This window comes from Nonomuraea sp. NPDC049141, assembly GCF_040648415.1.
Taxonomy (GTDB): domain Bacteria; phylum Actinomycetota; class Actinomycetes; order Streptosporangiales; family Streptosporangiaceae; genus Nonomuraea.
The window spans coordinates 292,811-304,850 of record NZ_JBEZDR010000010.1 but is presented as its reverse complement, the minus strand read 5'-3'; the positions used below and the strand labels follow the sequence as shown (position 1 = coordinate 304,850).

13 protein-coding genes are annotated in these 12,040 nt (G+C 71.1%); 7 read left to right on the top strand and 6 right to left on the bottom strand.

Annotated features, from left to right (window positions below):
* Positions 1 to 39 precede the first annotated feature (39 nt).
* Both AB0B91_RS30540 and AB0B91_RS30535 read right to left on the bottom strand, forming a co-directional pair.
* Positions 40 to 765 (bottom strand): ABC transporter permease, encoded by a 726-nt coding sequence (locus AB0B91_RS30540; RefSeq protein ID WP_358326863.1) that lies wholly within the window; start codon positions 763 to 765, stop codon positions 40 to 42.
* A complete protein-coding gene (locus AB0B91_RS30535; protein ID WP_358326861.1) occupies positions 765 to 1,505 on the bottom strand; it encodes an ATP-binding cassette domain-containing protein in 741 nt (246 codons plus the stop codon). Before AB0B91_RS30535 ends, AB0B91_RS30540 begins: the two co-directional genes overlap by 1 nt.
* 67 nt (positions 1,506 to 1,572) lie before the next feature.
* Here AB0B91_RS30535 and AB0B91_RS30530 point away from each other — a divergent pair, with 67 nt between their 5' ends.
* Complete coding sequence (locus tag AB0B91_RS30530; protein ID WP_358326859.1) at positions 1,573 to 2,271, top strand: TetR/AcrR family transcriptional regulator; 699 nt, start codon at positions 1,573 to 1,575, stop codon at positions 2,269 to 2,271.
* Here the strand turns inward: AB0B91_RS30530 and AB0B91_RS30525 are convergent.
* Complete coding sequence (locus AB0B91_RS30525; RefSeq protein ID WP_358326857.1) at positions 2,206 to 2,511, bottom strand: DUF4190 domain-containing protein; 306 nt, start codon at positions 2,509 to 2,511, stop codon at positions 2,206 to 2,208. The genes AB0B91_RS30530 and AB0B91_RS30525 overlap by 66 nt on opposite strands.
* Before the next feature lie 92 nt (positions 2,512 to 2,603).
* On the opposite strand from AB0B91_RS30525, the gene AB0B91_RS30520 reads away from it, so the two are divergent.
* Both AB0B91_RS30520 and AB0B91_RS30515 read left to right on the top strand, forming a co-directional pair.
* Positions 2,604 to 3,080 carry a nitroreductase family deazaflavin-dependent oxidoreductase gene (locus AB0B91_RS30520; protein WP_358326855.1) on the top strand — a complete coding sequence of 159 codons (477 nt, stop codon included), beginning with the start codon at positions 2,604 to 2,606 and terminating at the stop codon, positions 3,078 to 3,080.
* A gap of 54 nt (positions 3,081 to 3,134) precedes the next feature.
* The gene (locus AB0B91_RS30515) at positions 3,135 to 3,926 is read left to right on the top strand and encodes an ion transporter (RefSeq protein WP_358326854.1); all 792 of its coding nucleotides are present in this window, start codon (positions 3,135 to 3,137) and stop codon (positions 3,924 to 3,926) included.
* Here the strand turns inward: AB0B91_RS30515 and AB0B91_RS30510 are convergent.
* Positions 3,923 to 5,134: a low temperature requirement protein A gene (locus AB0B91_RS30510; protein ID WP_358326852.1), complete on the bottom strand. Its 1,212-nt coding sequence runs from the start codon at positions 5,132 to 5,134 to the stop codon at positions 3,923 to 3,925. The genes AB0B91_RS30515 and AB0B91_RS30510 overlap by 4 nt on opposite strands.
* Positions 5,135 to 5,136: 2 nt before the next feature.
* A complete protein-coding gene (rpsD, locus tag AB0B91_RS30505; protein WP_358327083.1) occupies positions 5,137 to 5,751 on the bottom strand; it encodes a 30S ribosomal protein S4 in 615 nt (204 codons plus the stop codon).
* A gap of 76 nt (positions 5,752 to 5,827) precedes the next feature.
* On the opposite strand from rpsD, the gene AB0B91_RS30500 reads away from it, so the two are divergent.
* Both AB0B91_RS30500 and AB0B91_RS30495 read left to right on the top strand, forming a co-directional pair.
* The gene (locus AB0B91_RS30500; protein WP_358326851.1) at positions 5,828 to 6,529 is read left to right on the top strand and encodes a DUF2470 domain-containing protein; all 702 of its coding nucleotides are present in this window, start codon (positions 5,828 to 5,830) and stop codon (positions 6,527 to 6,529) included.
* A gap of 89 nt (positions 6,530 to 6,618) precedes the next feature.
* On the top strand, positions 6,619 to 7,131 hold the full coding sequence (locus AB0B91_RS30495; RefSeq protein ID WP_358326849.1) for a hypothetical protein: 513 nt from the start codon (positions 6,619 to 6,621) through the stop codon (positions 7,129 to 7,131).
* A 45-nt stretch (positions 7,132 to 7,176) separates the two neighbouring features.
* On the opposite strand, the gene AB0B91_RS30490 is transcribed toward AB0B91_RS30495, so the two are convergent.
* Entirely contained in the window at positions 7,177 to 8,367 is a 1,191-nt protein-coding gene (locus AB0B91_RS30490; protein WP_358326847.1) for an ROK family transcriptional regulator, read from the bottom strand.
* 142 nt (positions 8,368 to 8,509) lie between these two features.
* On the opposite strand from AB0B91_RS30490, the gene zwf reads away from it, so the two are divergent.
* Together zwf and edd are read left to right on the top strand one after the other, a co-directional pair.
* Entirely contained in the window at positions 8,510 to 9,985 is a 1,476-nt protein-coding gene (gene zwf / locus AB0B91_RS30485; RefSeq protein ID WP_358326845.1) for a glucose-6-phosphate dehydrogenase, read from the top strand.
* 58 nt (positions 9,986 to 10,043) lie between these two features.
* Positions 10,044 to 11,984 (top strand): phosphogluconate dehydratase, encoded by a 1,941-nt coding sequence (gene edd, locus AB0B91_RS30480; protein ID WP_358326843.1) that lies wholly within the window; start codon positions 10,044 to 10,046, stop codon positions 11,982 to 11,984.
* Positions 11,985 to 12,040: the final 56 nt, after the last annotated feature.

Here is a 12,040-nt window from a genome sequence, read left to right as displayed (position 1 = left end):
GCGGCGAGCACGGCCGTGGCCGCGCCCGCCGCCGGCGCCTCAGGCGTTCTCCCGGTTGAACACCCGGGTCCCGACCGTGATGCTGACCAGGGCGAAGACCACGGTCACCGCGACGCCGAGGCCGACCGTGCCGGTGGCGTAGTGCCCGGCGAACAGCTCGCGCAGCGCCTCCAGGACGTAGCGGAACGGGCTGAGGTGCGAGAGCGCGTCCAGCCAGCCGGGCGCCATCGACATCGGCAGGAACGCGCCCGACAGCAGGACCAGCGGCACCACCACGGTGCTCATCACCGGCGCGAAGAGCTGGTCGTCGAGCGTCAGCGCGATCGCGTACGACAACGCCGCCAGGCTGAGCCCGAGCACGATCACCAGGACGAGTCCGGCCAGCACCCCGGCGGCCGGGGCGCGCAGACCGAAGGCGTAGCCGACCGCGACCAGCAGCACGGTCTGAAGGATGAGCGTGACCGCGTTGTTGAGCACCCGGCCGAGCAGCAGGGCCAGGCGGCTGGCCGGGGTGACGCGCATCCGCTCGAGCACGCCCGAGCGTTTCTCGAAGACCACCCCGAACCCGGCCATGCCCGTGCTCATCAGGCCGAGCTGGACGATCAGGCCGGGCACCAGCGTCTCCCAGGTGCCGATCGTGGCGAAGATCGGCCCGAACAGGACGAGGAAGAGCAGCGGCTGGATGACCCCGAAGATGAGGCTGACCTTCTGCCGCAGCGTGATGCGGAGATGGTGGTGGAACAGCAGACAGGTGTCGCGCAGCATCAGACGCCCGCCTCCTCGCGCAGGGACCTGCCGGTGATGTCCAGGAACACGTCGTCGAGCGTGCGCCCGCCGGTCTTGAGCTCGGCCGGGGTGCCCTCGGCCACGATGCGGCCGTGGTCGATGATCAGCAGCCGGTCGCACAGGGCGTCGGCCTCGTCGAGGTAGTGCGTGGTCAGGAAGACCGTCACGCCGTGCTCGGCGCGCAGCGCCCGGATGTGGTCCCACAGGTTGGCCCGGCTCTGCGGGTCGAGCCCGGTCGTGGGCTCGTCCAGGAAGAGCAGCGCAGGCCGGTGCGGCAGGGCGAACGCGATGTCGAAGCGGCGGCGCTGACCGCCTGACAGGGCGGCCCCCGGCCGCGCCTCCAGGCCCTCCAGGTCGAGCTGGGCCAGCACCTCGATCACCCGGGCTCTGGCCTCGGCGCGGGGCAGGCCGTACAGCATGGCCTGGAGTTCGAGTTCCTCGCCCAGCGGCGCGGCCGGGTTGATCCCGCCGCCCTGCGACACGTAGCCGATGCGGCGCCGCACCTCGCGGGCGTCGGCCGCCAGGTCATGGCCCGCCACCGTGGCGGTGCCCGACGTGGGCTGGAGCAGTGTGGTCAGCATGCGCATGGTCGTGGTCTTGCCGGCGCCGTTCGGGCCGAGGAACCCGACGATCTCACCTGGCCCCACCGAGATGTCCACGCCTTTGACGGCCTCGACGCCGCCTTCGAAGGTCTTGCTCAGACCTGCGGTTCTGATCATTTTCATCGCCTCCAAAAATAGAGTAGCCACAATTTTGGTGTGACTGCAATATTGGTAGCATAGAGGCATGGAAGAGGGGCTGCGCGAGCGGAAGAAGCGTGAGACCAGGCAGCGCATCGCCGACGTGGCGATGGGGCTGTTCATGATCCACGGGTTCGACAACGTCACCGTCGCGCAGGTGGCGCGGGCCGCCGACGTGTCGGTCAACACGGTGTTCAACTACTTCGGCACCAAGGAGGACCTGTTCGCCGACCGGCAGAACGAGGTGGTGGACCTGTCGAGCAGGGTGGTGCGCGAGCGGCGGCCCGGCGAGAGCATCGTGGCCGCCTTCCGGCGCGACTTCATCGACGCGCTGGAGACCGGAGACTGGCGGTACGGGATGGGCGAGGGCGCCGAGGTGTTCGGCCGGGTGGTCGAGGAGAGCCCGGCGCTGATCGCCAGGATGCGCGAGGTGGAGCACCTGTCCGGCGCCAACCTGGCGGCCGTCATCGCTGAGGAGACCGGCGCCGGGCCCGACGACCTCACTCCGCAGCTCGTGGCGGACCAGATCCTGAGCACGACGCGACTGCTGGCCCGGCACGCGATACGGCGCAAGATGGCGGGCGAGCAGTGGCCGGAGATCTGGACGGACGTGCGCGCGCAGGCGGCGGGGGCGTTCGACCTGCTGGAGTCGGGGATCGGCGGCTACGGCCGCCGATCGCTAGTGGCTGAGACTGCTCAGGAGGGCGAAGCCGCCGAAGAGCACGATGAAGCCGAGCGTCCCTAGGAACAGGCAGGTGCTGACGATGCCGCAGACGCGTCCGGCCTGCACCATGCCGCGGTTCTCGTAGACGTAGCCGCTGGCGTCGATCTCGCGCAGCGCCTTGTTGCCCATCGACCAGGCGAACGGACCGAGGATCGAGCAGATGACCAGGCTGAGGATGCCCATCACCAGGATCGAGGTGCCGTTGGGGTGCGTCTGAGGTGGCGGCCCGTAATAGGAGGGACCGTAGTTGGGATAGGACATCAGTGCTCGCCCCCGCTTATCGTTTCAGCCGCTTTTTATACCACAGGCCGGCCCTGGGTCGCAGTTGACCAAACGCTTGCTACACTCGCCGCATGCTCCGGGTTCTGAGGCTCTTCCTACAACGGCTGGCGGCGGCCGAGTGGTTCATGAGAGCCGGCCCCAAGTTCATGCCGCAGCTCGATCGGACCGTGCACCGGCTCACCCGGGGACGACTGCTCAGCAACAACCCGGTCATCCCCACGCTGGTCCTGGTCACCACGGGCGCCAAGTCCGGCCTGCCGCGCAGCTCGCCGCTCGCCTGCCTGCCCGAGCCCGACGGCACCCTCCTGGTGGTGGGCAGCAACTTCGGCCAGGCACACCACCCGGCGTGGAGCGGCAACCTGCTCAAGACGCCCACGGCCACGGTGAGCTTCAGGGGCCACGAGTTCCCCGTCACCGCCGCACTGCTGACGGGCGCCGAGCGGGAGGCCGCGTGGCCGTCCCTGATCGAGCGGTGGCCGCTCTTCGACCGCTACACGGAGAAGTCCGGACGGGAGCTGCGGGTCTTCCGCCTGACGCCGGCGCGCTGATCAGCCTGCGTCATCATGGTGGGGCAACTTTTCCATCTTGAGGAGCCCCTGCCCGTGCGTGAACGCACCCGAGCCTTCATTGAGCACCCCCGCTTCCAGCAGTTCATCGTCGGCGTCATCGTGCTCAACGCGGCCACACTCGGCCTCGAAACCGTGCCCGCCGTGGTCGAGCACTACGGTCACCTGCTGACCGCGGTCGATCATGTGGCGCTCTACGTCTTCGTGGCCGAACTGCTCGCGAAGATCTACGTCGAGCGGTCGCGCTTCCTGCGCGATCCGTGGAACATCTTCGACACCGTCATCGTGGGGGTCGCCCTGGCCCCCTTCGCGGGCGGCCTGTCGGTCCTGCGCTCGCTGCGCATCCTGCGGGCGCTGCGCCTGCTGTCGGTGGTGCCCAGCCTGCGCCGGGTCGTCTCGGCCCTGCTGCGCGCGATGCCCGGCATGAGCTCGATCGTGCTGCTGCTCTCCCTGGTGCTGTACGTGGCCGCCGTCATGGCCACCAAGTTGTACGGGGACACGGCGCCGACCCGCTTCGGCAGCCTGCCCACCTCGCTGTTCACCCTCTACCAGACGATGACGGGCGACGACTGGGGCAACATCGCGAGAGAGGTGATGCGGAACCACCCCAGCGCCTGGGTCTTCTTCACGATCTTCATCCTGGTCTGCACGTTCGTCGTGCTCAACCTGTTCATGGCCGTCGTGGTGAGCGCGATGGACGAGGAGTCGGCCGCCGAGCGCGCGGAGCAGCAGGACGACAACGCGGGCTCGACCGAGCTGATCCTGGCCGAGCTGACGGCGCTCCGCAAAGAGATCGCCGAGCTGCGCGAGCAGCGGGTGCTCGACTAGGCGGGCTGCCCGGCGGCCGCCTTGGGCTTGTAGGCCACCCGCCAGAGGGTGACGGTCAGCAGCAGCGCCACCACGCTCCACGCCGGCACCAGCCCCGCGAGCCCGGCGATCGCCGGCGGCAGCACGATCGAGGGTACGGCCCAGCCCCAGATCCAGCGGCGCCCGGCGCCGCTGGCCAGGCCGAGCACGGTGGAGGCGGCGAAGTAGACGGCCAGGCCGCCGCACAGCACCCACTGGACGCCGCCGTGCAGGTGCTCGGCGGGCTTGGCGGCCACCGCGCCGAGCCCCGCCGCCGTCGCGATGATGCCCGCCGTCATGGCGTAGTGCGCGGGCAGCGCGACGAACGGCTTGAGCCCCCGCTCGTGGATCTCGGGCACGGCGCTCAGGCCGTACTGGAGGGTGAGCCACCACAGCGACACGATCAGCCCGAACCCGGCCACGGCGGCCAGGCCGAGGTACCGGTCCCAGCTGAGCCCCGAGGAGGCCATCACGACCTGCATGACCGCCTCGCCCAGCACGATGATGACGAACAGCCCGAGCCGCTCGCCCAGGTGCCCGGGGTCGAGCACGGCGGCCTTCGGGTCCTCCAGATAGCGCGCCTCCAGGAGGCGCCCGGCCCTGGCGGCCCGGCGCAGCTCGCGCGCCCTGAGCCGCTCCGCCTGCGCCTTGAGCTCGTTGACCAGGCGTTCCGGCCGCCGGCTCTGCGCGATGGAGAAGACGATGTCGAGCGCGATGCCGATGCCCCACAGGTAGTAGCGCCACTCGTCCTGCATCCCGAGCGAGGCGATCCAGGGCGTGAGGCCCGCGCCGAGCTGGGCCGCGGGCCAGGAGGTCATCACCGTGCCGGCCGCCTGGATCGACCGGGAGGCGCTGATCCGGCAGGTGACGTAGGCGGCGATGAACCACTGGTCGTGGGTGCCGACACCGGGGATCGCGTGCGCGACGTCGGGGGCCGCCGCCGCCATGACCGCGATGCCGAACATCCCGATCAGCATGCTGCGCAGGTGCGTCTTCTCGGCGCGGACGTTCGAGTAGAGCGTCAGGGACGTCCAGATGCTCCACACCGCGTAGTAGAGGATGGCGAATAACGCCACGTCGCCCCAGGTCGGATGCTGGAGGCGGTGCGCCAGCTGCGCGACCGCCACCACCACGACGAGGTCGAAGAACAATTCCAGCCAGCTGGCGTGCCGCTCACCCGCATCACTCACGGCTAACGAGAATAGAACTCCACGACCAGCTGCTCGTCCACCGGGACGATGATCTGCTCGCGCAGGGGCCTGCTGACCAGCGTGAACCGCAGATCAGAGTGGTCGACGGAGAGATAGGGCGCGATCCGCTCGTCGGCGTGCACGCCCTCCTTGGCGGCCACGAACGGCTGCATCCCGCGCGAGCGCTGCCGCACGCTGACGACCTGGCCGGGCTTGACCAGATAGCTCGGGATGTCGACCTTGCGGCCGTCGACGGCGATGTGACCGTGGTTGACGTACTGCCTGGCCGCGTAGATCGACGGCGCCAGCCCGGCGCGCAGCACCAGGGAGGCCAGGCGGCTCTCCAGCAGCGTGACCAGCTCGGCGCCCGACGCGCCCGGCTTGCGCAGGGCGAGGTCCCAGTAGCGGCGGAGCTGGCGCTCCGACACGTCGTAGTACCAGCGCAGCTTCTGCTTCTCCAGCAGCCGCAGCCCGTAGTCGCCGGTGGTGCGGCGGTTGGTCTTGCGGCCGTGCTCGCCCGGCGGGTAGGGGCGCTGCTCGAAATAGCGGACGGCCTTCTTGGTCAGCGGGACGCCCGCGCGACGTGACAGTCGCACCTTCGGACCGGTGTAGCGCACGTTCACCTCATGTGGTTAGGTAGTCCTTACTTAGGCAAGGCTAACCTACTGCTGGCTGTGATCTCAAGGAGGCGCCATGCTCACGATCCCCGAGCGGATCCGCACCCTCGCCGCGTCGGCGAGCGTCGCCCGGCTGTCCGTCGACGGCACCCCCTCGCCCGCCCGCGGCGGGGTCGACGAGCGTGGCCGCCCGGTGCTGCTGGTGCGGCCGGGTGAGACGCTGCACGGGCTGCGCGACGACGCCGTCGTGGCAGTGAACCTGACCGCCATGCGCATGCTCGGCAAGGTGGAGCATCCCCGCGGGCTGATCGAGGTGCAGGGGTGGGCGCAGGCCGTACCCGAGAGCGACGCGCGCGGGGCCGCCGTCGCGGTCGCGGCGCACACGGCCGACGAGGCCCTGTTCGACGCGCTGGAGAGGTACGGCCGGCCGGACGCGCCCCGGCTGCTGCGGCTCGACATCGGCCAGGTGGTGTACCTGACCGGGCGCGACTCCGGGGTGCTGGACGCCGACGACTACCTCGAAGCCGCCCCCGATCCGCTGGCCGCCACCGCCGAGCGCGTGCTGGCCCACATCAACGACTCGCACCGGGCCCAGCTCGCGGGCGGGGTGTCCAAGGCCCTGGGCGAGGACGCCGGTGACGTGTGGCTGTGGGAGCTGGACCGCTACGGCGCGACGGTCCGCGTGGACGACCAGCTCCTGCGCTTCCCCTGGCCGACGCCCGCGCACACCGCGCTCTGCCTGGAGACCGCGCTGCGCGGCCTGCTGTGCGCGTGCTGATCGTCACGGATCCGGACGCCACGGGAACTTGATCACGATTCGCTGGGAGTCACCCGGGACCGGGCGCCGGATCACTATCATCGGCGCCTGTGGATCATACGGAGCGGCGCAGGCGGATTCTGATGGTCGCCGGATTACTGGCCGGCTGCCTGATGCTGGCCATCGCGGCGATCCTGGTCGGCGGCGCCTTCACCGGCACGCAGCTCACTCTGGCCGGCCTGCCCGACCACGGCCACCCGGGCCCGCGCGGGCGCGAGCCGGGGGTGATCGAGTCGAAACTGGCCCGCTACCGCGTCCCGGTCACGCGTCCGGTCCGCACCACGCAGCCCTCCGCGGAGCCCGCGCCGACTCTCCGCGCCAGGAAGACCGTCAAGGCCACGCCGACGGCCACCCCCACCTCCTCCCGGCCCACCGGCACCCGCGTGAGCCCCAGCAGCGGCCTGTCACCGGCTCCGTCGCCCCATCGCGGCGCCAGGCCCACCCCGGGACCCGTACTGTCCGAGGCGGCCACGGGGCGCACTCCGACGCCGAGCGGCACTCCCCAGAGCCAGAGCCCGCCGCCGCGCAAGACGAGGAAACCCTGGCCCGGCAAGCGCCCTTGACGCCCTCGTCGTCCAAGCCGCGGCAGTTTCGTCCGGCGCTGACCGTCAGGAGCTGATCTTGAGGCGGGTGGTCATGCTGTCGTCGACGGCGTCGGGCGAGAGCACGTGGTCGAGGACCATGACCGCGCACCCGCTGATGCCCGCCCCGGCCCCCAGCCTGCTGGGCTCGATGCGAAGCCGGCGGGTGGCCAGCGCGGTGGAGCGGCGGTAGACGACCTCGCGGATGCTCGACACCAGCGGCCCGAACGCCTCGGCCACGTCGCCGCCGAGCACCAGGACCGCCGGGTTGAGGATGTTGACGGCGCTGGCCAGGACCTCGCCGATCCGGCGGCCCGCCTCGCGGACGATCGCCATCGTCTCGGCGTCTCCGGCGCGCACCAGGGTGGTCACATCGGCGATGGTCTTGACGTCCTTGCCCGCGGCCCGCAGGTCGCGCAGCAGCGCGGTGCCGCTGGCGACGGAGTCGACGCAGTCGGTGTTGCCGCAGCGGCAGAGCACGCCGCCGCCCTCGCGTACCGGGATGTGCCCGATCTCGCCCGCCGCGCCGAGCGCGCCCCGCAGGATCTCACCGCCCGCGATGACGCCCGCGCCGATCCGGGTGGACACCTTGACGAACATCAGGTCGCCGAGCTCGGGGTAGGCGCCCCGGTGCTCGCCGATGGCCAGCAGGTTGACGTCGTTGTCGATCAGTACGGGCACCGGGAAGCGCTCGTGGACCAGCGGCGGGATCACCACGCCCGTCCACGAGGCCATCACCCTGGCGCTCTCCGTGCGTCCCTGCGCGAACTCGACCGTGGCGGGCACGCCCATGCCCACACCACGCAGCAGCGAGCGCGGCCGGTCGCCGAGCAGCTCGTCCCAGGTGTCCATGACGAGCGGCAGCACCACGTCGGGGCCCTGCTCGACGTCGATGGCGAAGTCGCGGCCCACCAGCTCACGGCCCGCGAGGTCGCAGACCGCCACCCGCGTACGACTGGCGCCCAGGGCGGCCACGAGCACCACGCCGCCTGAGGCGTTGAACTCCAGCCGGACCGGCGGCCGGCCACCGGTGGACGGCGCGTCGGCCCGCTCCACGACCAGGCCGCGGTCGAGCAGCTCGCCGACGCGCAGTTGCACCGCGGGTCGGGACAGGCCGGTCACCCGGCCGAGGTCCGCCCGTGTCACCGCCTCACCGGTGCGGATGAGGCGGAGCACCTCGCCACTCGTGGCGAGGGTCGCGGCGGTACGTCGAGGCATCCGCCAAGTGAATCACAGGAGGTTAGGTAATGAAAAGTCATGACTTTTGCATCTCAAATAGCAAAACTACGCTTGCATAGGTACGCAACTCTGGCTAGTGTCCGTTCTGTCCCCGCTTGGTTGATCATCGGAGTTCCCAGCCGTGTCCCCCACCTCAGCTCCCACCGCCGCTTACACCGCTGACCTCGTCGTCTTCGGCGGAACCGGCGACCTGTCCATGCGCAAACTGCTCCCGGCGCTGTACCACAGCGACGTGGAGGGCCGCCTCTCCCCCGAGACGCGGATCATCGCCATGTCCAGGGGCGGGCTGACCGACGAGGACTTCCGCGGCAAGGTGGACGCCGAGGTACGCGACCAGGTCCCGGCCGACCCGGGCGCGTGGCAGCGCTTCCTCGGCCGCCTGCACCACGTGTCCGTCGACGTGGGCGGCGAGAACCGGTCCGGCTGGAGCGCGCTGACCGCGCTGCTGGGCGGGCACGAGCAGCGCGACCGGGTGTTCTACCTGGCCAGCCCGCCGATGACGTTCGGCCCGTTCTGCCGCGAGCTGGACAAGGCCGGCCTGGTGACGCCGAGTTCCCGGGTGGTGCTGGAGAAGCCGCTCGGCCGCGACCTGGCCAGCGCGCAGCGGATCAACGAGGAGGTCGGCGCCATCTTCGACGAGGCGCAGATCTTCCGTATCGACCATTACCTGGGCAAGGAGACCGTGCAGAACCTGCTCGTGCTCCGCTTCGCCAATGCCTTCCTTGAGCCGATCTGGAACTCCCTCTGGATCGACCACGTGCAGATCACCGCCGCCGAGACCGTCGGCACCCCCGGCCGGCGCGGCTACTACGACCAGGCCGGCGCGCTGCGCGACATGGTGCAGAACCACCTGCTCCAGCTCCTCTGCATGACCGCGATGGAGCCGCCGGCCCGCAACGACCGCGAGGCGATCCGCGACGAGAAGGTGAAGGTGCTCCAGGCGCTGCGGCCCATCACCGGCACCGAGGTCGACCGCTTCACCGTGCGCGGCCAGTACACCGAGGCGGACGGGATGCCCGGTTACCTGGACGAGCCCGGCTCCACCGCGCCCACCGAGGCCTCGCGCCGGGTGGAGACGTTCACCGCGATCCGCGCCGAGGTCAAGAACTGGCGGTGGGCCGGGGTGCCGTTCTACCTGCGCACCGGCAAGCGGCTGCCGCGCCGGGCGTCGGAGATCGTGGTGCAGTTCAAGGACGTGCCGCACTCCATTTTCCCGGGTGGCTCGCCGAACCGCCTCGTCCTGCGGTTGCAGCCGGAAGAGGGCATCGAGCTGCACATCATGGCCAAGGAGCCGGGAGCGGGCGAGGTGGCGCTGAAGCCGGTGCCGCTGAGCCTCAGCTTTGGCAAGACGTTCACCACACGCGTACCCGAGGCCTACGAACGGCTGCTCACGGACGTGCTGGCGGGCAACCCGACGCTGTTCATGCGGCGTGACGAGGTGGCCGCCGCCTGGCAGTGGATCGACCCGATCCTGGCCTCCTGGGAGTCGTCGGCCGAGCTGCCCGAGCCCTACCCCGCCGGGTCCACCGGCCCCGCGGGCGCCCACGAACTGCTCGCCCGCAGCGGGCGCGTGTGGCACGAAGAGGACCAGGCGTGAGCGAGCGCCCCACCGAACACCGCGATTCTGGGTTTGAGGACCCGACGAAGGAGGGTCTGTGAACCCCGTCATCCAGGAGATCACCGACAGGATCACCGAACGCAGCCAGGCCAGCCGCGCCGTCTACCTGGCGCGGATCCGGCGCGACGGGGAGGCCGCCCGCGCCAAGGGCCCGGCGCGCGCGCACCTCGGCTGCGCGAACCTGGCCCACGGCTTCGCCGCCGCGCCCGCCGCCGACAAGCCCCTCCTGATGGGTACGGCCAAGCCCGGCGTGGCGATCGTGACCAGCTACAACGACATGCTCTCCGCCCACCAGCCGTACGAGACCTACCCGGCCGAGCTGAAGGCGGCGGTGCGCGCGGCCGGCGGCGTCGCGCAGGTGGCGGGCGGCGTGCCCGCGATGTGCGACGGCATCACGCAGGGCCGCGCCGGCATGGAGCTGTCGCTCTACAGCCGCGACGTGATCGCCATGGCGGCCGCGATCGCGCTGTCGCATGACATGTTCGACGCGTCGCTGCTGCTGGGCGTCTGCGACAAGATCGTGCCGGGCCTGCTGATCGGGGCGCTGCACTTCGGGCACCTGCCCGCGATCTTCGTGCCCGCCGGCCCGATGACCTCGGGACTGCCGAACAAGGTCAAGGCACGCACACGGCAGCTCTTCGCCGAGGGCAAGGTGGGCCGCGACGAGCTGCTCGACGCCGAGGCCAAGTCGTACCACTCCCCCGGCACCTGCACCTTCTACGGCACCGCCAACTCCAACCAGGCGCTGATGGAGGTCATGGGGCTGCATCTGCCCGGCTCGACGTTCGTCAACCCGCACACCGAGCTGCGGCACGCGCTGACCGAGGCGGCCGGGCGCCGCGCGGTGGAGATCACCGCGCACGGCCCCGAGTACACCCCGGTCGGCGAACTGGTCGACGAGAAGTCGATCGTGAACGCCTGCGTGGCGCTGCTGGCCACCGGCGGCTCCACCAACCACACGCTGCACCTGGTCGCCATGGCCGCCGCCGCGGGCATCGTGCTCACCTGGGACGACCTGGCCTGCCTGTCGAAGGCCGTGCCGTCGCTGACCAAGATCTACCCGAACGGCCAGGCGGACGTGAACCACTTCCGCGACGCCGGCGGCATGCAGGTGCTCATCGGCGACCTGCTGGACGAGGGTCTGCTGCACGCCGACGTGCTGACCGTGGCGGGGCGCGGCCTCGACCACTACCGTTCGGCTCCGACGCTGGCCGACGGGAAGCTGACCTGGTCGGAGCTGTCCGACGGCAGCGCCGACCTCGACGTGCTGCGGCCGGTGGCCGCGCCGTTCGCCGCCGACGGCGGCATCCACATGCTCGAGGGCAACCTGGGCCGGGCCGTCAGCAAGGTGTCGGCGGTCAAGGCCGAGCACCTGGTGATCGAGGCTCCGGCCAAGGTGTTCGACGACCAGCTCGACCTGCTGCGCGCGTTCGAGGCGGGCGAGCTGGACGGGCAGGACTTCGTGGCGGTCATCCGCTACCAGGGGCCGAGCGCCAACGGCATGCCCGAGCTGCACAAGCTCACGCCGCCGCTGGCCGTGCTGCTCGATCGGGGGCAGCGGGTGGCGATCGTGACCGACGGCCGCATGTCCGGCGCGTCCGGCAAGGTGCCCGCGGCCATCCACCTGTCGCCCGAGGCGGCGGACGGGGGGCCGATCGCGCTGGTCCGCGAGGGCGACGTGATCAGGCTCGACTCGGCGGCCGGGACGCTGGAAGTGCTGGTCCCGGCCGAGGAGCTGGCCCGGCGCACGCCCGGCGGCCGGCCGCTGAGCGACGCGCAGTGGGTGGGGACGGGGCGCGAGCTGTTCGCGACGTTCCGCCGCATGGCGGGGCACGCGGAGCAGGGCGCGGGGATCTTCGGCATCAGCGGCGCCGAGTCCCCGGACCACGGCCCCGGCCTGGGCTTCCCCGCCGAGGCGGGCGCCTCCCACCTGGAGTCCGGCACCCCGCTCGGCCAGCCCGCGGGCGTCGCGGGATGACCGCGTTCCAGACGCCGTATGAGCACACCGCACGACACGTTCCACACGCCGCGTTC

Excerpts from the sequence above, each read along its gene's own strand:
- AB0B91_RS30540 (WP_358326863.1), bottom strand. The coding sequence starts at position 765 with ATGCTGCGCGACACCTGTCTGCTGTTCCACCACCATCTCCGCATCACG.
- AB0B91_RS30535 (WP_358326861.1), bottom strand. The coding sequence starts at position 1,505 with ATGATCAGAACCGCAGGTCTGAGCAAGACCTTCGAAGGCGGCGTCGAG.
- AB0B91_RS30530 (WP_358326859.1), top strand. The coding sequence starts at position 1,573 with ATGGAAGAGGGGCTGCGCGAGCGGAAGAAGCGTGAGACCAGGCAGCGC.
- AB0B91_RS30525 (WP_358326857.1), bottom strand. The coding sequence starts at position 2,511 with ATGTCCTATCCCAACTACGGTCCCTCCTATTACGGGCCGCCACCTCAG.
- AB0B91_RS30520 (WP_358326855.1), top strand. The coding sequence starts at position 2,604 with ATGCTCCGGGTTCTGAGGCTCTTCCTACAACGGCTGGCGGCGGCCGAG.
- AB0B91_RS30500 (WP_358326851.1), top strand. The coding sequence starts at position 5,828 with ATGCTCACGATCCCCGAGCGGATCCGCACCCTCGCCGCGTCGGCGAGC.
- AB0B91_RS30490 (WP_358326847.1), bottom strand. The coding sequence starts at position 8,367 with ATGCCTCGACGTACCGCCGCGACCCTCGCCACGAGTGGCGAGGTGCTC.